Genomic DNA, 25,929 nt, shown 5'->3' with positions numbered 1-25,929 from the left:
TTAATGGTTTCATCAACGCAAACCTTTCTCTATGGCGAGGAAGAACTTAGTTGCAGCATAGCGCTGGGAATTGAATCTGGATCTGTGCAAGGCCTGTTATCAGATACCGCCAGAAATCGGGTTCGGAAGAGCAAGCGTGTGGTTGAAAAAATTGTTGAAAAAGGACAAGCCGTATATGGGATAAATACGGGGTTCGGACCCCTGTGCACTACAAATATTTCCAAAGAAGAAACCAGAGTTTTACAGACAAACATTCTCAAAAGCCATAGTGTTGGTGTTGGCAAGCCAATTAAATCTGAATTGGCTAAACTGATGCTTATTTTAAAGATTCACGCTCTTGCCCGGGGGTATTCAGGAATAGCAGAGGAAACATTAGACCGGATTCTCTGGCATATAGAAAACAATGTCATTCCAATAGTGCCGTCGCAGGGTTCCGTAGGGGCTTCAGGTGACCTGGCACCGCTTGCGCACCTTTTTTTACCTCTTATAGGTTTTGGCAAAGTGTATTATGAAGATACCACCATCGAGACCGGGGAATTATTCAGAAAAACCGGACTTAAGCCACTGGAACTTGGTCCAAAGGAAGGATTGGCACTAATAAATGGTACCCAGTTCATCACAGCACATGCAATAAAAGTGTTAGACAAATTTCACAATTGCCTGACTCATGCAGATATTATAGGAGCAATGATGGTTGAAGGTTTACAAGGCTCCATAAAACCATTCTACTCTGAATTGCATGGGCTACGTCCTTTTAAGGGAAATATTCATGTGGCAGAGCGGGTTAAGCTGCTCCTGAAAGGTTCTGAGATAATGGAAGATCATATTGACTGTGAACGTGTGCAGGATCCCTATTCTTTGCGTTGTATTCCCCAGGTCCATGGGGCCTCCAGAAACGCCTGGCTGCATCTCAAGGAATTGGTTCAGATAGAATTAAATGCTGTAACAGATAATCCGGTTATTATTAATGAAGAACTGACAATAAGCGGTGGTAATTTTCACGGCCAGCCATTAGCCATGGCATTGGATTATGCCTGTCTGGCAGCGTCCGAACTGGGCAATATTTCTGATAGGCGCATATATCTTGCACTGGAGGGTAATCCCGGGGTTCCAAAATTGCTAATGGAAGATACGGGCATTAATTCAGGATACATGATCCTGCAATATACGACTGCGGCTTTGGCCAGCGAAAATAAAGGACTTTGCTTTCCTTCGAGCGCAGATAGCATCCCTACTTCCATGGGGCAGGAAGACCATGTAAGCATGGGTTCTATTGGAGCCAGAAAAGCGCTGCGTGTTCTTGGAAATCTTGAAAAAATATTAGCCATAGAACTGCTGACTGCCACTCAGGCTTTTGAATTCAGGAAACCTTTAAAATCGGGAATTTTGCTTGATGAAGTACATAAAGAAGTTCGGAAAAAAGTGGCCTTTGCCAAAAAAGACCGGGTTTTTGCCGATGATATAGAGCAAGGGATAGAATTGGTACAGAAACAAACCATCATACAACGTATTCATGAGGTTTGTAAAAGAGAGCAACTTTCTTTAAAGACGACTTATTCAGAGGAGTTTGAAAATTATTAACGACTATGAAGGAGCTAATACTTATTGGTCCATTAAGCCAGGTAATTACTATGACGGGAATACCCTTAAAAGGACCTGTCTCAGATAACCAGCTTCAGCTTATTGAAGATGCAGGGATTTTTTGCGAAGATGGCCTGGTCAAATCAATAGATAAATATAAAAAGCTGCTATCTGAATTAAAAGACGTGGATGTTCAATTAATTCAGCTGGAAGGAAATCATATTTGCCTTCCGGGGTTTGTGGATTCTCATACACATATTTGTTTTGGAGGATCGCGCGCCAGGGATTATGCCATGAGGAATGCGGGCAAAACTTATTTGGAAATAGCAGAAGAAGGGGGCGGTATCTGGGACACCGTGCAACAAACAAGGAAAGCTACCCAAAAAGAATTGGTCAGGGGAATCCTTAAAAGGGCCAAACAGCATCTTAAAAACGGTGTTACCACCATTGAGGTAAAAAGTGGTTATGGACTTTCGGTAGAAGAAGAACTGAAAATGCTTAAAGCAATTAAAGAGGCTGACAACCACTACCCGTTGGATTTTATTTCAACTTGTTTAGCTGCACATATGCTCCCCAGAGATTTTAATGGAAGTTCATCAGAGTATCTTTCAGAAATAAGTGACCAATTGTTCCCGATATTAAAAAAAGACAAATTGGCAAACAGGGTTGATGCTTTTATTGAGAAAGGGGCATTTAATGAAGCAGACATCACCCCATACCTGACAAAAGCTGTTGAAATGGGTTTTGATATTACCATTCACGCAGATCAGTTTTCAGTTGGAGGAAGTGCGGTTGCGGTTAAATTCAATGCCGTTAGTGCAGATCATTTGGAGGCAAGTACATCTTATGAAATAGAGTTACTGGCCAAAAGCAATGTTATTGCCACAGCCTTGCCGGGGGCCTCATTAGGCCTGGGCTGTAATTTTACCCCGGCAAGGAAAATACTGGATGCAGGTGGTTCCCTGGTTATTGCCAGCGATCACAATCCGGGTTCAGCTCCCATGGGAGACCTGCTTACCCAGGCGGCCATATTAGGGACCATGGAAAAATTAACGAATGCCGAAGTACTGGCAGGAATTACATTCAGAGCCGCTGCTGCTCTCAAGCTTGCTAACCGCGGGAAATTACAACAGGGTTATTTTGCGGATTTTAGTTTATTTCATACTTCTGATTTTAATGAAGTACTTTATAACCAGGGGTCTTTCAAACCGTGCATGGTATTTAAAAAAGGGAAATTAATCTACGATAAACATAAGCCCTAAAAGAGATGGATAATTCCAAGACACAATTGCGTTTTCGAGATGAGATCCTGATGGGAATTCCGAAGGAATTACCAGCACCAAAATCGCGTATTGCTGAATTAAATCATGCACCAAAGAGAAAGCAAATACTGAGCCGGGAAGAAAAAAAACTGGCCATAAGAAATGCATTGCGCTATTTTCCCGATACCTGGCATGGTGAACTTTCTAAAGAATTTGCTGCTGAATTGGAAAAATATGGCCGCATTTATATGTATCGTTTTAAACCCGGATATAAAATGCATGCCCGGCCAATTTCTGAATATCCTGCCACAACCGTTGAAAGTGCAGCGATAATGCTTATGATACAGAATAATCTGGATCCTGAAGTAGCACAACATCCTGACGAATTGATAACCTATGGAGGAAATGGTGCGGTCTTTCAGAATTGGGCACAATATCTCCTTACTATGAAGTATCTGGCTACCATGACCGCAGAACAAACCCTCCATATGTATTCGGGGCATCCAATGGGATTGTTCCCTTCTTCAAAGGACGCACCCAGAGTAGTAATAACCAACGGTATGATGATTCCTAACTATTCCTCTCAGGAAGATTGGGAAAAATACAATGCCCTGGGCGTAACTCAATACGGGCAAATGACTGCCGGCTCTTATATGTATATTGGACCACAGGGTATAGTTCATGGAACCGCGATTACTGTAATGAATGCATTTAGGAAGGTATTGTCAAAAACGGAATCCCCAAAAGGGAAAATATTTCTCACTGCGGGCCTGGGGGGCATGAGTGGCGCGCAGCCAAAAGCCGGAAATATTGCTGGCTGCATTACAGTTTGTGCAGAGGTAAATGAAGCGGCTGCAACCAAAAGATTTGAACAGGGTTGGGTAGATGAGCTCCATAAAACTTTTGATACGCTGATTGCCCGAACCAAAGAAGCCATAAATAAGAATGAAATAGTTTCCCTTGCGTATGTCGGTAATGTAGTGGATGTATGGGAACGGTTTTGCGAAGAAGAGCTTTTTATTCATCTCGGATCAGATCAAACCTCTTTACACAATCCATGGGCCGGAGGGTATTACCCGGCTGGACTAACCTTTGAGGAAGCAAACACCATGATGGCTGAAAATCCAGGACTCTTTAAGGAAAAGGTTCAGGAATCTTTAAGACGACAAGTAAATGCGATAAATAAACATGCGGCTAAAGGAACCTATTTCTTTGACTATGGCAATGCTTTTTTGCTGGAGGCTTCCAGGGCCGGTGCGGATATCATGTCCGAAAACAATATTGATTTTAAATATCCATCTTATGTTCAGGATATTTTGGGCCCAATGTGTTTTGATTATGGTTTTGGCCCATTCAGATGGGTTTGTACCTCCGGAAATCCTGAAGACCTGCAGAAGACAGACGCGATAGCTTTAAACGTAATGGAGCAAATTAGACAAACAGCACCAGAAGAGATTCAACAGCAAATGGAGGATAATATAAAATGGATTCGTGAAGCAGAATCGAATAAGCTGGTAGTAGGTTCACAGGCCCGGATATTGTATGCAGATGCAGAAGGAAGGATTAAGATTGCCGAGGCTTTTAATGCAGCCATTGAAGCAGGCCAAATTTCTTCCCCAGTCGTCCTGGGAAGGGATCACCATGATGTAAGCGGTACAGATTCGCCATTCAGGGAAACCAGCAATATTTATGACGGAAGCCGGTTTACGGCAGACATGGCTATCCACAATGTAATAGGAGATAGTTTTAGAGGTGCAAGCTGGGTTTCTATTCACAACGGTGGCGGGGTCGGATGGGGCGAAGTTATCAACGGTGGTTTCGGGATGGTACTCGATGGCTCAGGAGAGGCTGCTAAACGCCTGAAAAATATGCTGTTTTATGATGTAAATAATGGAATATCACGCAGGAGCTGGGCCAGAAACAAAGAAGCACTATTTGCAATTAAAAGGGAAATGAAGCGAAGCCCGGGTCTAAAAGTTACATTGCCCAACCTGGTAGCTGATAAATTATTAGACGAATTATTTGAATAACCCAATGAATTTGTACAAACCAACAGACGAAAATATTTGGACAGGACGCGAAAGCAGTAAGGATTTGTATGTTTATCAGAAAGTAAAACAAATTGACCTTGAAATTCAAAACATACCTGTCACAGCAAATAATTCTTTTATATTACTGGGTTATGAATGTGATGAAGGGGTACGAAGAAACGGAGGAAGACAAGGTTCCGGGAAAGGGCCTCAGGCTGCCCGAAGCCAGTTGGCAAAACTACCACATCATTTAGATGAAAGTACAGCTATTTTTGATGCCGGCAATGTGGTATGCCTTGGGGATGATATGGAGAAAGCGCAAAGCGTATTGGCTGAAAAAGTAACTCAGGTACTGAATAATAAGGGGATGCCTTTATTGTTAGGAGGGGGTCATGATATAGCCTATGGACATTATAATGGAATTAAAAAGCATATTGAGCGTGATCAAAAAATCGGGATCATCAATCTTGATGCCCATTTCGATCTGAGATCTAATGAAATTGGCAACAATTCCGGAACCCCATTTTATCAAATAGCAGTTGAATGCCAGGATGAAAATCCAGGTTTTTCTTATTTATGCCTGGGGATAAGAAATGATGCCAATGACAGTATTTTATTTCAGCGCGCCCGTGAATGGGATGTTAAATATATAGAGGCCGAACTCTTCCACAAGGAGAATACCTCTTATGTGATCAATAAGATAAATGAGTTCTGTGAGGAGCTCGATTTTATATATCTGACCATTGACTTAGATGGTTTTTCCTCTGCTTTTGCGCCTGGTGTTAGTGCGGCTTCGCCTATGGGTTTTTCTGTAGATATCGCCCTTGTTGCAATACATACCATCATCGCAACAAATAAACTGATAAGTGCTGATGTGGCCGAACTAAACCCATCCTACGACCGGGATGACCAAACAGCCAAATTAGCTGCAAGCCTGCTTCACTTTATTATGCACAAAGTTGCACTACTCTAGCCAGGATTGATAGTAAGTGCCATCATCTATTTTTAGAGCGGCATCCGTTAATTGCAATGGTTTAAATGTGTCTACCATTACTGCGTATTCCTCCGTACCACTTTTGCCTATACTGGCTTCATAGGTGCCCGGATGAGGGCCGTGCGGGATCCCTGCAGGGTGCAAAGAAATGTACCCTTTATCAATATTTTTGCGGCTCATAAAATCTCCTTCCACATAATAGAGCACTTCATCCGAATCTATGTTTGAATGATTGTAGGGTGCCGGTATGGCCTGTGGATGGTAATCATACAGTCTGGGACAGAAAGAACATACTACAAAAGCACTGGTCTCAAAAGTCTGATGCACCGGTGGTGGCTGATGCACCCGCCCTGTGATTGGTTCAAAATCATGTATTGAAAAAGCGTACGGGTAGTTATAACCATCCCAGCCAACCACATCAAAAGGATGTGAAGCATATATCATATGATGCAACTGACCTTGTTTCTTTACCTTAATAAGGAATTCTCCAAGTTCATCATGAGTTTGCAAATTTTCCGGTAACCTAAAATCGCGTTCACAAAATGGTGAATGCTCCAAATGTTGCCCAAACCAGTTCCTGTATCGTTTTGGCGTATAAATTGGATGATACGATTCTGTTATGAAGAGCCTGTTATCCTCATCTTCAAAAGTAATCTGATAAATCATGCCACGGGGTATCAGAATGTAATCCCCATAGCCAAAAGGAATTTCACCCAGCATAGTTTTCAGGATTCCTTTACCCCTGTGTACAAATAGTAATTCATCGGCATCCGCATTTTTATAGAAATAATCCGTCATTGATTTTTTAGGGGCTGACAGGGCCAGGTGAACATCGCTATTGAATAACACAACTTTGCGGCTATCGAGATAATCATCCTCAGGAGATACCTGAAAGCCCTTAAGCAATCTGGATTTTATATTATACTTAACCGCTGCCTTAGGGGAAAGGTCTTCCGCTTCACCAATATCTTTGACCATAGTTGGACGGTATAAATGATACATGAGGGAAGACATCCCGTCAAATCCTATGGTTCCGAATAGTTGCTCATAATGCAAACTGCCGTCTTTTTTCTTAAAAACCGTGTGTCTTTTATGTGGTAAATCTCCAAGTTTATGATATAATGGCATGAGCAAATCTGTTTAAAAATCATCACTAAAATTACGACAAATTGGAGGTTTTGTAAAATAATGCCATATAAAGTTCGGGCAATTTGCATTTCATGCCAAACAAAGTATGTTCCAAACAAAAAAAGCCTCCCAAATTGGAAAGCCTTTCATTGGTAAGTGTCAAATAAATATCGACATCTACACACATACACCATTATTAATGATGTACAACACAACACTACAAAGATATGAAAGGATTCCAAATTAGTTGTTATAAACTGATCGATTTCTATTCCGGACCTGAAGGTACTGACTATTAACCGGGCATCCTTATCCTGGTTGATCTACTTTTATGCCCATTAAAAAAAATGATCCTGTTTCTAAATCCAACCAGAGATATCATTTGAAGTAGCGCACAAAAGCAGCTCCCATAATTATTACTCCCTTATTCCTGGTTTTTGGAAGATTCCTACAATTAATAGCAGGAAAAATTAGCAAGTACTTACCGTTCGTCGATGTTTTTGAACTATGTCGAAAAGATCGGGTTTCTGTTAAAAACTCATTTCCGGGATAATGTGCCAATAGCGAGGTTTTTAGTCGGACATACCATTCATTGATCGTAAAATTCAACCGTGACTGTCTTTCCTGAGTAACTTTATAAAAGATTCCCCCAATCTAAAACCACCTTACAATGCTTAAAAATATACTTTTTATAGTGCTTATTGGGATCTGCATCTCTTCCTGTACTCTGGATTCAGTTTATGAGTATACGGATATAGAAGAGACTGAGGCAATTTCTTCTGACCTCACCGAAAACCAGTTTAAAAATCCCCTTGGCAATGAAGAACTGGAAATCTATAATTGGATCACCCATGTTCAGCTAAACAACGGGCTTTTAACAAGTACCGAAGATTCAAACTTTGTTTCGCTCTACGATAATTCATTAGCTGCCTTGGCATTCATTTCTGTTGGAGAATATGCAAGAGCAGAACAAATTTTTGATTTTTTCAATGGAAAAATCGAGTCAGAATTCATACCAAACGGAGGAGGCTTTTTTCAATTCAGAGATACTACCGGGAACAATGGCAATACAATTTGGCTTGGCGATAATGCCTGGTTATTAATCGCTCTAAATAATTATAAAGAAAAAACAGGAAATAACAGCTATAATGAACTGAGCAAATTACTGGAAAATTGGATCAGGAGTTTGCAGGATGAGGATGGAGGCTTATGGGGTGGTTTCAGAGAAAATGGACAAAAAATTCATAAAATAACCGAAGGAATTATAACCGCATTTAATGCTATTGAAGGTTATGATGACTTTCATAGCGGCATATTAGCTTATCTTAAGCAAGAGCGATGGGATCTGAATGACAGGCTTCTGGTAGCATGGCCCGAAAATGAGGTACACTATTATGCCATGGACCTGCATTCGCTGGGTTATTTAATTTTTGAAAATTTTCCAAAAGAGGTGCTTTCCAAGGCTGAACGTTACAAAAACACCCAGGTGGCCAGTTTTAACGGAGAAACAATATCGGGCTATTGTTTTGATGAAGACAAGGATGTAATTTGGTTAGAAGGTACCGCTCAAATGGCCGTGGCTTTTAATTCAGCAAATATGGTAAGTGAAGCAAATAGCACACTTCAGGAGTTGCAAAAAGCGCAAATGAAGAATTCTTCCTGGGATGGTGCAATGGGTATCCCGTATGCAACCAATGAAGGCACCAGTTATGGTTCTTCTTTATTGTGGGATGAGGCTCCTATCACACCGGCTATTTCATCAAGTATTTGGTATTTGTTTAGCGTACTTAGCTTTAATCCTCTGGATTTTGGACGGCAAAAAAATATTCCGGCTGAAGATATGTTCTGGAATAATTAATTTTCCACAGATTTATAATTGCTTTAACACCGGTCTTTTTTGATTTTAGATAACTTTAAAATAAAAAATGAAAACTTCTGCAATGTTCTGGGTTGGGGCAACTACGATTCTTTTAATAATAGTTACTATAATGGCCTCTATGAATTTTGCCTTTAGCTGGGTTTTTTATCTTACGGTTCTGGGTCAGACAATGATAGTTTACATGGTCTATAAAGTACTTACAGACCATTATAAAACTTCAAAAACATTTGAAGACTTTTATGAGGATAACCCGGTAAGGAAATAACCCAATCTATTTCCCGGAGACAAATTTCACCTTATATAATAATTTTACTAGTCGGGCAATACCAGAAGAGGTATTGGTGTATGAAAGGCTATGCGCTTCACAACTGGTTCTCTAACCAATTCTTCCAAAAATCCGTGGCGGTAATACACTAATGAGAGCATTTGTATACCATACTCCTTTATGAAAAATTCAATTACATCTGATTTGCTGGCAAAATATGGCATGCTCCTTATAAAATGAGGTACAGAGGAAACATAATCCAGCAGTATATCTTTATTTGAGTGTTGGTACTTGTTTAATTGTTCCTCTTCATTTATATGCATTATATTTATTGTAGCTCCAAACTTAGCAGTGAGCTGCATCAAAGGCGCAATTACTTCAGCGCTAAAATTTCTTTTAAAATCCGTTGGGAAGCCAATTCTAGTTGGCTTTATATATTCAAAATTTTCAGGCACTGCAAGGATTGGACACGTTCTTACCGCCTTAATGATTCTTACGGTATTGCTGCCTAAAAAAACCTCCTCAAAGCCGGAGGCTCCTTTTGTACCAGTTACTATAAAATCAATATCCTCGCACTCTACAAGCTCTTTGATCTCTTCGGTAAGCAAATTAAATGAAGATACACTTCTAAAGCTGTGTTGCGGGTATTTATAATATGCATTGATTTCATCCAGCAGCTCTTCTAATCCCTTTTCAGAATCCGTTCGGACGTTATCTTCCAATAAGCCACCATGAATAGTTGTGGCCATAAAACGACTATGAACTATAGCAGGGGTATAGGTATTTAACAGATAAAAAATACATTCTTCATCTTTAAAAAATTCGACTGCATACTTTATTGCATTTAGGGAATTTTTGGAAAAATCTGTTGGCAATAATATTCTTTTCATACACCCGATTAATAAAACAATGGTGTAAAAATACTTCTGTGATTAGATCGAAACAATGATATATGTCAGGTTTTCAAATCCAATGCAACTATTGGCAGGGCTTTATTTAAGGCAGACGAGGAGTATATAGGAGTTTTTTCTAAAATCCTTCAGCAAGATCTCTTAGTTTCTTTTCATCCAAAATTCCAAGTTTCTTACCGGAACTTTTTAACAAGCCCTTCTTTTTAAATTCCGAAATAATCCGAATGCAGGATTCTGTAGCAGTACCCACAACATTGGCAATATCTTCTCTGGAAAGAGTAAGAACTAAATAGCCTTTCTCGTCCTCACCATAGTTAGATTTAAGATAAAGGAACGCTTCCGCAATACGTTGTTTTACAGTTTTCTGCGAAATATTTACGATTACATCATCTGCTTCTCTAAGGTCATGCGCCATAAGACGAAGCACTTCATAAGTGAAATCAGGATTCTTGTGTAAGGTATTAACAATTACTTCTTTTGGAATAAAGCAAAGCTCCATATCGTTAACGGCCACTGCGCTCAAATTTGAAGTCTCCTCTGCAATTACGGAACGCTGACCCATTACTTCACCCTTAGTAGCCAATTTAACTATTTGGTCTTTCCCATTGGAGCTTAGTTTGGAAAGCTTTGAAACTCCTTCCTTTACGCAAAAAACACCATTAAGTTTTTCACCTTCTTCGAAAATTGCCTCCCCTTTTTTAATAACCCTGGAGGTTTTTGAATCCGATACCTGCTTTAACTCTTCCTTACTCATAGCACGCAAAGAATTAAACTGACGTATTATGCAATTCTCACACCTGCTTTCAGAACCCATAAATTTTTGTTTAGGCTTTAGTAGCCCAAAATTATCGAAAAGGTGACAAATATCATATATATTTTCTGTAAATTACTACAATTTCGCGATCAGGTAATTAGCAAATGTTTCAGAATATGACTAAATGTTACCACTGTAGTGATAATTGCGGCACTACAGCGATAGTATTTGACGAAAAGAACTTCTGTTGTAACGGGTGTAAAACGGTTTATGAGATTTTTCAGACGAACGATCTGACCTATTTCTATGACCTGCAATCTGGTGCGGGTACTTCTCCCAAGGCAATTGAAGGAAAATATGATTTCCTTGATTCCGATAAAATCTCCCAACGATTAATTGAATTCGATGATGGAACAATTCAAATTGTAAATCTTTTCATTCCCGGCATACACTGCAGTTCGTGTATATGGGTTTTGGAAAATTTAAAAAAATTACATCCGGGAGTCACAAATTCACAGGTAGATTTCCCTAAAAAAATGATTCGGGTAACATTTAAAAGAGCAGGGATTTCATTAAAGGATTTGGTTATTCTACTGGCAAGAATTGGATATGAGCCTTATATCTCCCTTGATGATTATGATAAAGGGCAAAGTACAACCGACAGAAGTATTTTGTATAAACTTGGAGTTGCGGGTTTTGCTTTTGGAAATATTATGTTTTTATCCTTTCCGGAGTATTTCGAAGTAGGAGAGTTTTGGCTCGATCAATACAAAGGTTTATTCAGGTGGCTGATGTTTGCTTTTTCACTGCCTGTGGTATTTTATGCAGGCAGCGACTATTTTATTTCCGCCTATAAGGGATTGCGCTCGAAGCTTTTGAATATTGATGTGCCAATAGCTTTAGGAATTCTTGTCCTTTTTTTACGAAGCAGTTTTGAGATAGCCTTCAATCTGGGTTCCGGATTTTTTGACAGTCTCACCGGATTGATATTTTTCCTCCTGATAGGCCGGTTCTTTCAACAAAAAACATATTCATTCCTTTCGTTTGAGCGCGATTATAAATCCTATTTTCCAATTGCGGTTACAAGATTAAATGAAAAAAAGAAAGAGGAAACGGTTCAGGTATATGATATAAAAAGAGGCGACAGATTACTAATAAGGAATAAGGAACTCATCCCGGTAGATGGAATCCTAATAAGTAATAAAGCCCAAATAGATTATAGTTTTGTAACCGGAGAATCTGAACCTGTCAAAAAAAATTCCGGAGATAAAGTTTTTGCCGGAGGCAGACAGACTTATGGGGCTATTGAAATAGAAACTTTGAAAAGTGTTTCCCAGAGCTATCTTACGCAATTGTGGAGCAATTCTGTTTTCGAAAAAGACAAGGCAACTACATTTCAAACCTTAACGGACAGTATTGGAAAACGTTTTACTATCGCTGTATTGACAATTGCATTTATTGCCGCCTCTTTTTGGATGTTCCATGACAGCAGCAAGGCATTGAATGTATTTACGGCAGTACTTATAATAGCTTGCCCGTGCGCCATTGCCCTTGCAGCCCCTTTTACCCTGGGCAATATGTTACGGATTTTCGGGCGCAATAAATTTTATCTGAAAGACAGCGGTGTTATAGAGCAACTGGCTCTTATAGATACTGCAATATTTGATAAAACAGGAACAATAACTACTACGCAATCCAGCGCAATCACTTATGAAGGTATGGAATTGACAGCTGAAGAGGAATCCCTTTTAAAAAACACTCTCAGGGCCTCCAATCATCCTCTGAGCAGATCGCTCTATGAGCTGTTAAAAGAACACAATATAGAAACGCTTGATGATTACACAGAATATACCGGCAAGGGAGTGCACGGTGTTAAGGATAAAAGTGATATAAAAGTTGGTTCTGCAGATTTTGTGGGACATCAGCAACAAAGTGATTATAAAAGTACTGCTGTTCATGTAAGCACGAATGATCTCTATAAGGGGTGTTTTGTTTTTCATAATAATTACAGGGAAGGGGTTTCGGAAGTATTTGAAAATATGGGGCACTATTTGGATCTGGCCGTGATATCAGGTGATAATGAAGGTGAAAAAGGAAGGCTGGAAAAGCTTTTACCAAAGTTGACCCCCTTATTCTTTAATCAAAAACCAACGGATAAGCTTGAATTCATTAAAGAGTTGCAGGCCAATGACAAAAAGGTACTTATGGTAGGCGACGGCCTAAATGATGCGGGTGCACTGGCACAAAGCAATGTTGGCCTGGCCATTTCTGAAAACATAAATGTATTCTCCCCAGCCTGCGATGGAATTCTTGATGCTACAAAATTCAGATATCTTAACAAATATATTCTGGCCTCAAAAAAGGCTATGAAAATCATAAAATTATGCTTTGTCCTTTCATTGATGTACAATGTGGTTGGCCTTTACTTTGCGGTAACAGGTCAGTTAGAACCTGTTATTGCTGCTATTTTAATGCCACTTAGTTCTATTAGCATTGTGGCCTTTGCAACCCTTGCAACAAATATGATAGGAAAGAAATTAAATTAATTAAAAACCTGACATATGTCATTTTTTCAAATTGGTGAGGAATGTAGTTTTACGCCAGAATTCAGGTAGGTATGAGTGTTATTTATTTATTGCTTACAATCAGTATTGTGGTAGCACTGGTTTTCTTTGCTGCTTTTATCATTTCTGTACGCAGTGGTCAGTATGACGATTCTTACACTCCCTCGGTAAGAATGTTATTTGAAGATGAGTTAATAAAAACTAAGGCTGCGAAGTCTGATCCCAAAATAAAAAAATCAATCCAACTAAATAAAAAGCAAAAATTGTAATTATGGAAGTACAACAGTTCTATTACGATAACAAAATCGTAAAAAAATTCCTCTATGCTACTTTATTCTGGGGAATCATTGGCATGCTGGTAGGACTACTACTGGCATTTATGTTTCTGTTCCCTAATATTACCGATGGGATATCATTTCTAAGTTTTGGTCGACTTCGCCCATTGCATACAAATGCTGTGATTTTTGCGTTTGTAGGGAACGCCATCTTTGCCGGGGTTTATTACTCCACACAGCGCTTGCTCAAAGCCCGTATGTTCAGTGACTTCCTTAGTAATTTTAATTTCTGGGGGTGGCAAACCATAATTGTAGCAGCGGCAATAACACTTCCACTTGGCATAACTACCTCTAAGGAATATGCGGAACTGGAGTGGCCAATTGATATTGCAATTGCACTGGTATGGGTGGCTTTTGGATGGAACCTGATTGGAACAATGTTAAAGAGAAGACAACGTCATCTCTACGTGGCCATTTGGTTTTATCTGGCCACATTTGTAACCGTAGCTGTTCTCCATATCTTCAATAGTCTGGAATTACCGGTTAGTGCTTTAAAAAGCTACTCCGTATATGCGGGAGTTCAGGATGCTCTGGTTCAATGGTGGTATGGGCATAATGCAGTAGCTTTCTTCCTTACCACGCCCTTTTTGGGATTGATGTATTATTTTGTTCCGAAAGCCGCCAACAGGCCTGTATATTCATACAGACTTTCCATAGTGCATTTCTGGTCATTGATTTTTATATATATCTGGGCAGGACCTCATCATTTACTCTATTCCTCCTTGCCGGATTGGGCACAAAATTTAGGTGTTGCGTTTTCTGTAATGCTAATTGCTCCTTCCTGGGGTGGTATGATAAATGGATTGTTAACCCTGAGAGGTGCATGGGATAAAGTTCGAACAGACCCAACCCTTAAATTTATGGTGGTTGCAATAACAGGCTATGGGATGGCAACTTTTGAAGGTCCTATGTTATCCTTAAAAAATGTAAATGCAATTGCGCATTTTAGTGATTGGATTATTGCCCATGTGCATGTGGGTGCCCTGGCTTGGAATGGTTTTCTTGCCTTTGGTATGATTTACTGGCTGGTTCCTAAAATGTTTAAAACCAGGTTGTATTCTACACCAATGGCCAATTTCCATTTCTGGATTGGGACATTAGGGATCATTTTATATGCATTGCCAATGTATGTAGCCGGATTTACCCAGGCATTAATGTGGAAAGATTTTAATCCGGATGGCTCCCTGGTTTACGGGAATTTCCTGGAGACCGTTAATGAAATAATTCCAATGTACTGGATGCGGGCCATTGGAGGTACTCTTTACATTGTTGGCTTTGTTGTAATGTTGTACAACATAGTGGTAACTGTTCGCTCGGGAAGCGAGGTTGAAGATGAACTGGCCGAAGCAGCTGCGCTAACAAGGGTGTCTAAAAAAAGAACAGCAGGAGAAACATACCATACCTGGCTGGAACGCAAGCCTATTAAATTAACCATATTCGCAACTATTGCCATACTTATCGGGGGGGTTGTACAGATAGTCCCAACTATTCTGGTAAAGTCTAATATACCAACAATTACTAGTGTTAAACCATATACACCTTTGGAGTTGGAGGGAAGAGATCTTTATATACGAGAAGGATGTGTAGGTTGTCATTCTCAGATGATTCGCCCTTTCCGAAGTGAGGTGGAACGCTATGGTGAATACGCCAAAGCAGGCGAATTTGTATATGACCACCCATTCCTCTGGGGCAGTAAACGAACAGGTCCCGATTTATTGCGAATTGGGGGCAAATATTCCGATAGCTGGCATCTTAACCATATGTATGACCCGCAAAGTACCTCATCAGGTTCTATTATGCCTGCATATCAGTGGTTGGTTCGCGACAAACATGATCGTAGCGGTATAAAAGGTAAAATGGAGGCTATGGTTACTCTTGGTGTTCCTTATACCGAAGAAGATATTGCAAATGCTGCTGCTTCTATGGAAGAGCAGTCTATTCAGATAGAAGAAAACCTTTATGCGGATCCCGATTTCGTCAAATCTTATGAGGCAGATAAAAAATATGCAGCAGAAAACGGATTGGAATTTGTGGAAATGCGAGATCGCGAGATCGTTTCACTAATCGCCTATTTACAGCGCTTAGGTACGGATATAAAAGTTAAGGAAACAGACGAATTATTGTCAGAAAACAAGTAGATCATGCTAAAATTCATAAAAAATCACATGGAAAGTATGGAAGGTATTGCCACCTATCCCATGATATCACTACTAATCTTCTTTGTATTTTTTGCTGTTCTTTTTTGGTGGGTATTTACCGCCTCCAAAGAGCATATAAAAGAAGTAAGTGAAATACCCTTAGAAGATAATCAACCAAAACAATAAAAGCCATGAAAAATATGTCACCCTGGTGGATCAGAATCCCAATACTATTCTTTATCATCTTCGGACTGATGGAATACTTTATTGACTCCGGAGAAAAACCTGCATTTATTGAGTATCCGATAACGCAATTCTTTTTATTGATGGTGTTATTGATTTTAATTGCAATAGAACTTATTTTAAAGTCAATTGAAAATGTCATGTTTCAAACCCTTTCCGAAGAAGGTAAGGAAAGGTATCTGGAAACTAAATCAAAACAATGGGAATGGAGCTGGGGTAAGAAGATGTACAAAAAACTGCTTGGCTCGGAACCCATAGAAGCTGAAGGAGAAATCATTCTGGACCATAATTATGACGGCATAAAAGAGCTGGACAACAAGTTGCCGCCTTGGTGGGTTTACCTATTTTATGCGACGATTCTTTTTGGTGTCATTTACCTGATCAGATTTGAAATTTATGGTGATTACGATCAGGAACTGGAATATGAACTTGAGGTCGCTGCAGCTCAGGCTGAAATAGAAGCATACAAAAAAACAGCCAAGGATTTGGTAGATGTCAATACCGTTGAATTGTTAACTGAGGCCTCGGATATTAGTGCGGGAAAAGCAATTTTTGAAACCAATTGCGTGGTATGTCATATGGCAGACGGTGGCGGAGGAATAGGGCCCAATCTCACAGATGAATACTGGATTTTGGGAGGAGGAATTAAAAATGTCTTTAATACCGTTTCTGAAGGAGGACGGGCCGGCAAAGGAATGGTGTCATGGAAGCAAACCCTGAAACCGTTGGAAATGGCTCAGGTTTCAAGTTATTTACTTACTTTCCAGGGAACTACACCTGCCAATCCCAAGGCGGCCGAAGGTGATCTATGGGTAGACGAGAATGCTCCACAACAGGAAGCTACTCCGGAGGAAGAAGCAGCGCCGGCACAGGAGGCTGATTCTACTTCGGTGGTTATGAATGAATAGTTCATTTCTGCCTAATCGATTTGAATAGAAAAAGCTATGGATGAAAATTTCAGGGATAGTATTGGCACCATTAACGAAGAAGGAAAACGGGCCTGGATATTTCCCAAAAAACCTAGTGGCAGGTTTTACGAATATCGTAAATGGGTCAGTTATGTTTTGTTGATTTTCCTCTTTGCCTCACCATTTATTAAAATAAATGGCAACCAGTTCCTGATGTTTAATGTTTTGGAACGGAGATTCAATATTTTTAGTTTCCCATTCTGGCCGCAGGATTTTCATCTTTTTGTTATTTCCATGATCATTGGGGTAATTTTTGTTGCCTTCTTTACCGTTGCATTTGGCCGTATTTTTTGTGGATGGATGTGCCCGCAAACAATTTTTATGGAGATGGTTTTCAGGCGAATTGAGTATTGGATAGATGGAGATAGAGGTGCTCAGATGCGTTTGGCAAAGCAGTCGTGGAATGGAGAAAAAATAAGGAAACGATTGCTAAAATGGTTTGTCTTCTTTGTAATATCCTTTTTAATTGCAAATGTCTTCCTGGCCTATCTTATTGGCAGTGACCAATTAATACAATACGTTACTGATGGCCCTCTGGCGCACACAAGTACTTTGGTATCCCTGCTTATTTTTACGGCAGTATTCTATTTTGTCTTTGCCTGGTTCAGAGAACAGGTCTGTATAATTGCCTGTCCCTATGGGAGAATGCAAGGGGTCTTGTTAGATAACAAATCCATTGTTGTGGCCTATGACCATAAACGTGGTGAATCTGAAAACGGGCGCAAGAAATTTCGTAAAAATGAAGATCGGAATGCGCTTGGTTATGGCGATTGCATAGACTGCTTTCAATGTGTGCATGTATGCCCAACCGGTATTGATATCAGAAATGGCACCCAGTTAGAATGTGTGAACTGCACGGCTTGTATTGATGAGTGCGACACTATTATGGAAAAAATAAATCTTCCAAAAGGTCTTATTCGGTATGCCAGCGAAGATAATATTGAACGAAAAGCAAAATTTACGTTTAATCCCAGATTAAAAGGCTATTCTGCTGTACTTGTAATTTTAATTGGAGTACTTATTGGCATGCTTTTCTTAAGAAATGATCTGGAAGCCAATATTTTGCGATTGCCGGGACAGCTCTATGAACGCAAAGAAGGTAATATTATCAGTAATGTGTATACCTACAAGCTGATAAATAAAACATCCAAAGATATTGAAAATGTAAGTTTTAAACTTCTCTCGCATAAAGGAAATATTGATTTGGTTTCGCACCGCAGTTTTGAAGTCCCTGCACAGCAATTGTCCGAAGGTACCTTGTTTATAGAGATAAATAATTCCGCCCTTAGTGGTGATAAAGATAAGCTGAAGATTGGTGTATATAGCGGAGAAGAACTGATTGAAACAACAACGGCCAGGTTCCTGGCACCAAGAAGTTATAATTAACAATATTTAATACTATGAAATTAAAAATATGAAGTTTAATTGGGGAACCGGAATAGTTTTGGCTTTTGCTGCGTTTATCACATTTATACTGTATTTCGTAGTTCTTGCCAGCACAGATAATCGTGCAAACCATGATTTGGTAACAGAAGAGTATTACAAGGAAGAACTGGCCTATCAGAATGAGATTGATGCGTTAACCAATGCCAGGGATTATGCCCCTCAATTCACTTTTGTCAAACATGAAAATGGGCTGGCAATTACGTTTCCTCCAAAAATGAATTATAAAGATATAGAGGGTAAAGTGTCCCTATACAGACCATCCAATAAACACTTGGATTTTGACTTTCCTATAAGTTTATCCAGTAAACATTTGCTCATACCTGACAAACGTTTGTTGGATGGTCGCTGGGACATAAAAATATATTGGAATTATCAGGGCAAAGAGCACCTGGTTAAAAAAAGCATCACCTATTAATTAATAGCATGTTATTATCCGCTTTGGTTTTGGGCCTCATGGGAAGTTTACACTGCATAGGCATGTGCGGCCCCATTGCGTTTATGCTCCCGGTAAATCAGAATAATAAGTATAAAAAAGCAGGTCAGGTCTTAATCTACCATTTTGGAAGATTAATGGCCTATGGGGTTATTGGTGGATTATTCGGGCTTTTAGGTAAGGGACTATACATATTTGGCATTCAGCAAAAGCTATCAATTTTAGTTGGTGTACTTATGATATTAGCTGTAATAATACCTTACAATTCCATGAGCAGGTTTGGTCTTTCAAAACCGGTATACAGGCTCATTGGAAAAATTAAAAATAGTTTAGGTAAAGCGTTGAAAAAGAAAACAGCAGATACATTTCTCACAATAGGTTTTCTGAATGGATTCCTGCCTTGCGGATTGGTTTATATGGCCCTCCTGGGTGCTATTGCAATGGGCTCAGCCGTTGAAGGTTCTTTATACATGATCTTGTTTGGTCTGGGAACAGTTCCTTTAATGACTGCAGCAGTTTACCTGAGTGGAGTCTTAAAGGATTCTGCTAAACAACGAATACGGAAATTAATCCCGGTTTTTGTGATTATAATCGGAGTACTTTTTATTTTAAGAGGGATGGGATTAGGAATACCCTATGTATCTCCTAAACAAATGACTGAAGTGGTTAGCACGGAATTAGAATGTCACTAGCCTTGATCCGTTTTTTGATAAGGCATTTTATAAATCCAATAAAAATACTAACATGAAAATTGTTACTGCGGCAGAAGCTGCTTCTATTGTTAATTCGGGAGATCGGATATTCTTGCAGGGAGCTGCCATGACTCCTAATACTTTAATAAATGGTATTTGTGAAAGGTATGAGGAATTAGAGGATGTAGAAATTATTTCAATACACACTGAAGGGGAGGTAAAATATGCCATCCCTCCATATAATGAGGCCTTTAATATAAATAGTTGTTTTGTTGGCGGTAATGTCCGAAAAGCAGTTAATACAAATAAAGGGGATTATATCCCTATTTTTCTTAGCGAAATACACTTTCTTTTCAGGCGGAATATTTTACCTCTTGATATTGCCGTGGTCCAGGTTTCTCCACCGGACCGACATGGGTATTGTTCTTTAGGTGTATCTGTAGATATAGCAATTCCGGCAATACAAACGGCTAAGAAAGTAATTGCTCAGATTAATCCGCAGGTTCCAAGAACACATGGAGATGGCATTATACATAAAAACCGCATTGATCTGGCCATAGAGGTAGACGAGCCTATCCATGTTGCACCAATTACGCAAATAACGGATTTAGAGCACAAAATAGGTAAAAATGTTGCCAGCCTTATTGAAGATGGTGCCACTTTGCAACTGGGCATAGGAAATATCCCCAATGCTGTTTTGAGCAATCTGCACAATCATCGAAGATTGGGCGTACATACAGAAATGTTTTCCGATGGTCTGCTGCCATTAGTGGAGAAAGGCATTATTACCGGTGAGGAAAAGAAGATAAAAACCAACAAAATTGTAACAAGTTTCGCTGCCGGAACTAAAAAATTATACGACTTTGTAGATGACAATCCGTTGGTGCATTTTAAAGAGGCGGCATATACCAATGACACCAATGTAATCGCCAGAAACCCCAGGGTAACTGCAATAAACAGCGCTATTGAAATAGATCTAACAGGTCAGGTATGCGCCGATAGTATTGGACAGCGTCACTTTTCCGGCGTAGGGGGTCAAATGGATTTTATACGGGGTGCGACAATTTCTGAAGGGGGAAAACCAATTTTTGCTATTTCCTCTGCAACGCCAAAAGGAGTAAGCAAGATTACGCCTACCCTTAAAGAAGGTGCTGGGGTCACTACCACAAGAGCACATGTTCATTACGTAGTTACCGAATATGGTGTGGTAAACCTTTTTGGCAAGAATTTATATGAAAGGGCAAAAGCTTTGATTTCTATTGCACATCCCGACCATCGTGAAATGCTCATTAAAGCTGCCTATGAACGATTTGAGCGATCTTAAAAAGTATTTATGCCAATAGAAAGACATATCGATCACACTTTATTAAAACCGGTGGCAACCCCCGAGGCAATAAAACAGTTATGTGCTGAGGCCCTGGAATATAATTTTTATGCCGTTTGTGTTAATAGTTGTTATGTAGCACTGGCCAGGGAAGAATTGAAGGGTTCCGGTGTCAAAATTGCCGCAGTTGTTGGTTTTCCATTAGGTGCCATGTCTACAGAAGCCAAAGTATTCGAGGCTAAGTATTGCATGGAAAAAGGCGCCGATGAAATAGATATGGTGATGAATCTTGGTTGGTTAAAATCCGGGGAATTCAGACTTGTAAAAGAGGAAATAGCTTTAATAAAACGGGCCATTGGTTCCAGGAAATTGAAAGTAATTATTGAGACTTGCTACTTAACTGCTGAGGAAAAAAAATTAGCTGGTATGCTGGTAGTCGAGGGTAAGGCAGATTTTATAAAAACTTCGACCGGGTTTGGCTCCGGGGGGGCCACATTTGAAGATATTAAACTAATAAGTAATGTGATTCAAAATAAAATACAGATCAAAGCTTCAGGAGGAATCAAGGATAAAAAAACCGCCCTGCGTTATTTGGATATGGGCGTTTCGCGCTTAGGTACCTCTTCGGGAATTGCTATTGTTAAAGAAACAAATCCATAAGCTATGAGTGCACACATAAATGCAAAAAAGAACGAGATTGCAGATTCTGTCCTTATGCCAGGCGACCCACTACGGGCCAAATGGATGGCTGAAACGTTTTTGGATAAACCCTATTGTTACTCAAATGTTCGGGGTATGCTTGGTTATACCGGTGAATTTAAAGGGCAACGTATTTCAATACAGGGAAGCGGCATGGGGATACCCTCCGCCATGATTTACTATCATGAACTTATTAATGATTATGATGTGAAAAGAATAATCCGGGTAGGCACAGCAGGATCCTATCAAAAGGATGTCAATCTTAGAGATGTTGTTTTAGCCCTGTCTGCTTCAACAAATTCCGGGATTAACAATGCTATTTTTAATGATGTAAACTATGCCCCTACGGCAAACTTCGACTTACTCATGAAAGCTGTTACCTATACAAAGGAAACTAACATTCCCATAAAAGTTGGCAATGTTCTTTCTTCGGACCTTTATTACGAGCACGATCCAAGGGCTTATAAAAAGTGGGCTGAATATGGCGTTAAGTGTGTTGAGATGGAAGCGGCGGGCCTTTATAGTATTGCGGCAAAATTTAATATTGAAGCCTTGGCAATTCTTACAATTTCTGATTCATTGGTAACCGGAGAGAAATGCAGTTTTGAAGAGCGGGAACGCACATTCGAAGAAATGGTTAAAATTGCACTGAACATATGCCTAGACCAAACTAGCAGCGTTGAACGATGATATACAGGCACATTCCCGGGGTAAAAGTAAAGGCCCTGTTTTCTGACTGCAAAAAATTTCGATACCAGCTTACTATAGAAGATACTTCAAAAAGTAATGGGGATAGCGTATGTGTTATTATGCAAAACCCCAGTATTGCCAATACAGAAATTGCCGATAAGTCTGTTCAATTTCTTGAAAAACTCATTTTTGAAAAAGAAGTTGAGTTATTTAGAAATGTAAAAACGATCATAATCGTTAACCAGTTTGCCCGAATTCAAACGAAATATTTTGAAGGTAAAGCCGAGGATATTGGACCGGATAATGATATCCATATTCGCAGGGCGATAGATCAATCAGACATAATCCTGATTGCCTGGGGGAAGACAAACCCATTTTTAAAACGACAACAAGACATCATCGGAATCATTTCTTTCTACAAGGATAAAAAGGTTTTAATGACAAAGAAACATCCTTCCCGGGGTACTTATCAAAAGTTTATAGTGCCCTTTTCAAATTAAAAATCCTTTCTTCTGGCCTTGTATGCCAATCGCCATATAGGCAAAACGGTCCAAAGGATAAGTGTGGTAATGGAAACGGTCAAACCCGTGTAAGTCCCGAAGAACTGGTTAAATATGGCCCCTGTATAACCTAAAAGTGCTGAAATATCCAATTTTAGAAGAATCAGGGTTCGTGAAAGGTCAATCGGGTTGAACATTATGGCTGCCAAAGAAAAAGAATCTAAGGGATATTCTTCAAACAGGATTAATGACATTAAGAATAAACCATCATAAATAACCGCTAAAAAAAGCCATAGCAATACGGCATACCCGAATCCTTTGATTTTGTTTTCATTGGATATGGCAATATTAAAGGCCAAAGCGGCAAAAATAAATGTTAGAAATGCCCCGGTTATTAACAATAATGAAAAATCCCAGATGGTATCACTTTTAAACAAACCGTAAAGAACAAAAGGTATTCCCAATCCCAGGACCAGGCTAAGTGTTAAAGAACCAGCCACGCCCAGATATTGCCCCAGGAAAATTGAACTCCTTTTCAAAGGTTGAGCCAATAACAGTTCGGTAAATTCTTTTGAATTATAGAAATACATGACCCCGAAAATGGTGCTTATCAATGGTACAAGAACAATGATAACGTTCATTAAGGTAATTACAGCTTTTGAAAGGTCATTGTTAAGAAACAAAAGCACAAAGCCCAATGCCAAATAAAACAGAAAATACACATAGCTCCACCTGCTTCGCATTAAATCATAAAAACTATATTTTAAAATCTTAAGCATCTGATGTCTGGGTTGCTATGGCCGCTATGGCATGTTCAAAATCTGTTTGATTGGTTTTGGCCTTCAATTGTTCAACATTCCCTTTAAAGAAAATGTTGCCTTCCAGGAGATATACAATTTCATCTGACATTTCTTCAACAAACTGCATAATATGAGTGGTGATTAAGATGGTCTTTCCTTTGTTCTTTTCCCGAAGGAGCAGTTCCTTTAACTTTATGAGCGACCCGGGATCTAAACCTGTAGTAGGTTCATCAAGTATAATCAAGGGGCTATCGAACATAAAAGTCAATACAATATTTACCTTTTGTTTGGTACCGCCAGAAAGGGTGCTTAATTTTTTGTCCAAAAAAGTATCCAAGGCAAAAAGTCTAATCAAATCTTCTTCCTTACTATCCATTTGACGAAGGTCTTTGATCATCCTAATTAATTCTTTTACTTTGAGGTTGCCTGGAAAGTTAGCTATTTGAGGGAGGTAATTTATTTCTCGTCTGTATTTCCAGTTCCTTTTTATTGTGTTGCCCTGAACTTGAATTTCACCTGAAGATGGAACTACCATACCCAAAATGCATTTAATCAATGTGGTTTTGCCTGAACCATTGGGGCCAAGCACAGCAAATATTCCATTACCATGAATATCCAAATCCAGATTAGAAAGCACCTGGTTTTTTCCAAATTTTTTATACAAATTTTCTATCTGTATCATTCTGATCTTTTCATTAACGGCATTGCATCCAATAAGTTATCCGGTGTAAAAACAGGCGATACTTTTTCGGAGAAATCAATTATATCCATAAACATACTGCGTAAAAGTACAATCGTTTCTGGTGTCCGGTTCACAACATATGAAAACAATTTAACAGGTCGGTAAGGCACATCGCCTATCCCATCTTTATCCAAATCATATCCGGTATAATTGCTCCAATAATTTTTTTCAAATACATTATCGTTCAATTTACTATTATATGAAATATCAAATGAATTGTAGAGGAAATTATTATTGATAAATGAATTGGTATAACAGGCCCCTAATACTTTCACTGCCCACCCATTACTAATAAAGTTATTGTTTTTATATTCAATACGATTTGAACCTTCGATATTGATGCCAATAGTATTTTCCTCAAAAGTATTGCCAATTATCTCAGCATCATTGATCTCCTTGAGCAACATCCCAAATGCAGCCGTACCCCAATTTTTTTTAAATACATTACCAACCATTCTGATGCGTTTGGAAAACATTACGGCCACACCTGCACCATTGTTCTCAAAAGTATTACCCGTATATACATCATCGTTCGAAAACATAAAATGAAGGCCATACCTGAGGTTATTTGCACTGATGTTGTTATTTATGGCAATATTGTCAGAAAACTCCAAGTAAATACCATCGCGAACGCCTTGCACAATATTCCGGTCTACCTGAACATGGTGAGAATACCATAGTTGAATACCATTGCCAGAATTATATTCATCCAATGCATCCCCAATAATCTTGTTGTTATACACTTTCCCGTTGTTCGATCTTTCCAGATATATACCGAAAAACAGCTTCTCTAATACTACATTTTGTATCAGAAAGTTATCACTTTTAACCACACGAATAGCCGCGTAATCTGTAGTGTAACTGGTACCTACGTTTATAATATGTAGCCCATCAATTGTCACATTATCGGAAACAATGCGAATGATTTCACCGCGATCTTCTCCGTCTATCACCGGGTAATTTTCACCTATCAGGGTTAATGGTTTGTCAACAACGATATTGAATTCTTTATAGTTGCCATTTTTAATCAGAAGAGTATCAAAATCTGTTGCAAGAGCAACCCCTTCTTTTATTGATTTCACTTCACAACCAGCGCATACCTCAATCGTTTTACCCCATAGGGAAGTTCCAATAAAAAATATAAAAACCAGGAAATGTAGCTGAAATTTGTACATTATCGTATTATCAAAAATTTGGAGTTTTCATTGGCTTTAACGAAATGAGGCGTAGCTTTAAGGAAATTAAAATTTTGTTGTGTTTTTAGTTGGTATGAATTTCCATTAATATGAAAAACAATATTACCCTCCAATACGATCAATTGTGCATCCTTAGGTGATCTATGTTCGGGAAAAGTTGCACCCTTTTCCAAACTAATACTGAGAATCTCCAAAGCATCTGTTTTTACTATTTTTTTTATTTGCAGATTGTCAAAGGGTTGATCCGCTATTTGATTGCCAACTGTATAAATCATATAATATTTTATTTAAAAAAATAATGGTTAACAGAATTTAACGGGCTTAAAATTACCGCATACCATTAACCATTAAATTG

General features: G+C 39.1%; 25 protein-coding genes. 18 read left to right on the top strand and 7 right to left on the bottom strand.

What is annotated here, in order from left to right; genetic code table 11:
- Positions 1–3 precede the first annotated feature (3 nt).
- The 4 genes from hutH to hutG are packed head-to-tail and all read left to right on the top strand — an operon-like array spanning position 4 to position 5,846.
- Positions 4–1,581: a histidine ammonia-lyase gene (gene hutH, locus G504_RS0113075; protein ID WP_019670640.1), complete on the top strand. Its 1,578-nt coding sequence runs from the start codon at positions 4–6 to the stop codon at positions 1,579–1,581.
- Between the two features lie 5 nt (positions 1,582–1,586).
- Entirely contained in the window at positions 1,587–2,843 is a 1,257-nt protein-coding gene (hutI, locus tag G504_RS0113070) for an imidazolonepropionase (protein WP_019670639.1), read from the top strand.
- A 5-nt stretch (positions 2,844–2,848) separates the two neighbouring features.
- Positions 2,849–4,873, top strand: coding sequence for a urocanate hydratase (locus G504_RS0113065; RefSeq protein ID WP_019670638.1), 2,025 nt, complete (start codon positions 2,849–2,851; stop codon positions 4,871–4,873).
- Between the two features lie 4 nt (positions 4,874–4,877).
- On the top strand, positions 4,878–5,846 hold the full coding sequence (hutG, locus tag G504_RS0113060) for a formimidoylglutamase (protein WP_019670637.1): 969 nt from the start codon (positions 4,878–4,880) through the stop codon (positions 5,844–5,846).
- Here hutG and G504_RS0113055 read toward each other — a convergent pair.
- A complete protein-coding gene (locus G504_RS0113055) occupies positions 5,838–6,995 on the bottom strand; it encodes a homogentisate 1,2-dioxygenase (protein WP_019670636.1) in 1,158 nt (385 codons plus the stop codon). The genes hutG and G504_RS0113055 overlap by 9 nt on opposite strands.
- 670 nt (positions 6,996–7,665) lie before the next feature.
- Between G504_RS0113055 and G504_RS0113045 the strand changes: the two genes are divergently transcribed.
- Together G504_RS0113045 and G504_RS0113040 are read left to right on the top strand one after the other, a co-directional pair.
- Positions 7,666–8,853, top strand: coding sequence for a hypothetical protein (locus G504_RS0113045; protein WP_019670634.1), 1,188 nt, complete (start codon positions 7,666–7,668; stop codon positions 8,851–8,853).
- Positions 8,854–8,920: 67 nt separating this feature from the next.
- On the top strand, positions 8,921–9,139 hold the full coding sequence (locus tag G504_RS0113040) for a hypothetical protein (protein WP_019670633.1): 219 nt from the start codon (positions 8,921–8,923) through the stop codon (positions 9,137–9,139).
- Positions 9,140–9,186: 47 nt separating this feature from the next.
- On the opposite strand, the gene G504_RS0113035 is transcribed toward G504_RS0113040, so the two are convergent.
- Both G504_RS0113035 and G504_RS0113030 read right to left on the bottom strand, forming a co-directional pair.
- Positions 9,187–10,029, bottom strand: a complete 843-nt coding sequence (locus G504_RS0113035) for a universal stress protein (RefSeq protein ID WP_019670632.1) — start codon at positions 10,027–10,029, stop codon at positions 9,187–9,189.
- A 139-nt stretch (positions 10,030–10,168) separates the two neighbouring features.
- Entirely contained in the window at positions 10,169–10,864 is a 696-nt protein-coding gene (locus G504_RS0113030; RefSeq protein ID WP_026348572.1) for a Crp/Fnr family transcriptional regulator, read from the bottom strand.
- 116 nt (positions 10,865–10,980) lie between these two features.
- Here G504_RS0113030 and G504_RS0113025 point away from each other — a divergent pair, with 116 nt between their 5' ends.
- The 12 genes from G504_RS0113025 to G504_RS0112970 all read left to right on the top strand — a co-directional run bounded on the left by G504_RS0113025 (position 10,981) and on the right by G504_RS0112970 (position 22,836).
- Positions 10,981–13,350, top strand: coding sequence for a heavy metal translocating P-type ATPase (locus G504_RS0113025; RefSeq protein WP_157473343.1), 2,370 nt, complete (start codon positions 10,981–10,983; stop codon positions 13,348–13,350).
- A 71-nt stretch (positions 13,351–13,421) separates the two neighbouring features.
- Positions 13,422–13,637 carry a cbb3-type cytochrome oxidase assembly protein CcoS gene (gene ccoS, locus G504_RS0113020; protein WP_019670629.1) on the top strand — a complete coding sequence of 72 codons (216 nt, stop codon included), beginning with the start codon at positions 13,422–13,424 and terminating at the stop codon, positions 13,635–13,637.
- Between the two features lie 2 nt (positions 13,638–13,639).
- Positions 13,640–15,841: a cytochrome-c oxidase, cbb3-type subunit I gene (ccoN, locus tag G504_RS0113015; protein WP_019670628.1), complete on the top strand. Its 2,202-nt coding sequence runs from the start codon at positions 13,640–13,642 to the stop codon at positions 15,839–15,841.
- 3 nt (positions 15,842–15,844) lie between these two features.
- Positions 15,845–16,027 (top strand): CcoQ/FixQ family Cbb3-type cytochrome c oxidase assembly chaperone, encoded by a 183-nt coding sequence (locus G504_RS0113010; RefSeq protein ID WP_019670627.1) that lies wholly within the window; start codon positions 15,845–15,847, stop codon positions 16,025–16,027.
- Between the two features lie 5 nt (positions 16,028–16,032).
- Positions 16,033–16,992 (top strand): cbb3-type cytochrome c oxidase N-terminal domain-containing protein, encoded by a 960-nt coding sequence (locus tag G504_RS0113005; protein WP_026348571.1) that lies wholly within the window; start codon positions 16,033–16,035, stop codon positions 16,990–16,992.
- A gap of 36 nt (positions 16,993–17,028) precedes the next feature.
- Positions 17,029–18,438: a cytochrome c oxidase accessory protein CcoG gene (gene ccoG, locus G504_RS0113000; protein WP_019670625.1), complete on the top strand. Its 1,410-nt coding sequence runs from the start codon at positions 17,029–17,031 to the stop codon at positions 18,436–18,438.
- 28 nt (positions 18,439–18,466) lie between these two features.
- Positions 18,467–18,913 carry a FixH family protein gene (locus G504_RS0112995; protein ID WP_019670624.1) on the top strand — a complete coding sequence of 149 codons (447 nt, stop codon included), beginning with the start codon at positions 18,467–18,469 and terminating at the stop codon, positions 18,911–18,913.
- 8 nt (positions 18,914–18,921) lie between these two features.
- On the top strand, positions 18,922–19,623 hold the full coding sequence (locus tag G504_RS0112990; RefSeq protein WP_026348569.1) for a sulfite exporter TauE/SafE family protein: 702 nt from the start codon (positions 18,922–18,924) through the stop codon (positions 19,621–19,623).
- A 52-nt stretch (positions 19,624–19,675) separates the two neighbouring features.
- Positions 19,676–20,947, top strand: coding sequence for an acetyl-CoA hydrolase/transferase family protein (locus G504_RS0112985; RefSeq protein ID WP_019670622.1), 1,272 nt, complete (start codon positions 19,676–19,678; stop codon positions 20,945–20,947).
- Between the two features lie 9 nt (positions 20,948–20,956).
- Positions 20,957–21,607: a deoxyribose-phosphate aldolase gene (gene deoC, locus G504_RS0112980; RefSeq protein WP_019670621.1), complete on the top strand. Its 651-nt coding sequence runs from the start codon at positions 20,957–20,959 to the stop codon at positions 21,605–21,607.
- A gap of 3 nt (positions 21,608–21,610) precedes the next feature.
- The gene (gene deoD, locus G504_RS0112975; RefSeq protein ID WP_019670620.1) at positions 21,611–22,336 is read left to right on the top strand and encodes a purine-nucleoside phosphorylase; all 726 of its coding nucleotides are present in this window, start codon (positions 21,611–21,613) and stop codon (positions 22,334–22,336) included.
- Positions 22,333–22,836, top strand: coding sequence for a DUF1643 domain-containing protein (locus G504_RS0112970; RefSeq protein ID WP_019670619.1), 504 nt, complete (start codon positions 22,333–22,335; stop codon positions 22,834–22,836). The genes deoD and G504_RS0112970 overlap by 4 nt, the downstream gene beginning before the upstream one ends.
- On the opposite strand, the gene G504_RS0112965 is transcribed toward G504_RS0112970, so the two are convergent.
- The 4 genes from G504_RS0112965 to G504_RS0112950 are packed head-to-tail and all read right to left on the bottom strand — an operon-like array spanning position 22,833 to position 25,849.
- On the bottom strand, positions 22,833–23,615 hold the full coding sequence (locus G504_RS0112965) for an ABC transporter permease (protein WP_019670618.1): 783 nt from the start codon (positions 23,613–23,615) through the stop codon (positions 22,833–22,835). The two genes, G504_RS0112970 and G504_RS0112965, sit on opposite strands and share 4 nt — an antisense overlap.
- Positions 23,608–24,318 carry an ABC transporter ATP-binding protein gene (locus G504_RS0112960; RefSeq protein ID WP_019670617.1) on the bottom strand — a complete coding sequence of 237 codons (711 nt, stop codon included), beginning with the start codon at positions 24,316–24,318 and terminating at the stop codon, positions 23,608–23,610. Before G504_RS0112960 ends, G504_RS0112965 begins: the two co-directional genes overlap by 8 nt.
- Complete coding sequence (locus G504_RS0112955; protein WP_019670616.1) at positions 24,315–25,553, bottom strand: nitrous oxide reductase family maturation protein NosD; 1,239 nt, start codon at positions 25,551–25,553, stop codon at positions 24,315–24,317. The genes G504_RS0112960 and G504_RS0112955 overlap by 4 nt, the downstream gene beginning before the upstream one ends.
- Positions 25,553–25,849, bottom strand: coding sequence for a cupin domain-containing protein (locus G504_RS0112950; RefSeq protein WP_019670615.1), 297 nt, complete (start codon positions 25,847–25,849; stop codon positions 25,553–25,555). Before G504_RS0112950 ends, G504_RS0112955 begins: the two co-directional genes overlap by 1 nt.
- Between the last annotated feature and the right edge of the window lie 80 nt (positions 25,850–25,929).

This window comes from Eudoraea adriatica DSM 19308, assembly GCF_000382125.1.
Lineage (GTDB): Bacteria > Bacteroidota > Bacteroidia > Flavobacteriales > Flavobacteriaceae > Eudoraea > Eudoraea adriatica.
Note: the sequence above shows the minus strand (reverse complement) of the source record. Positions and strands in the feature narration are given on the sequence as shown.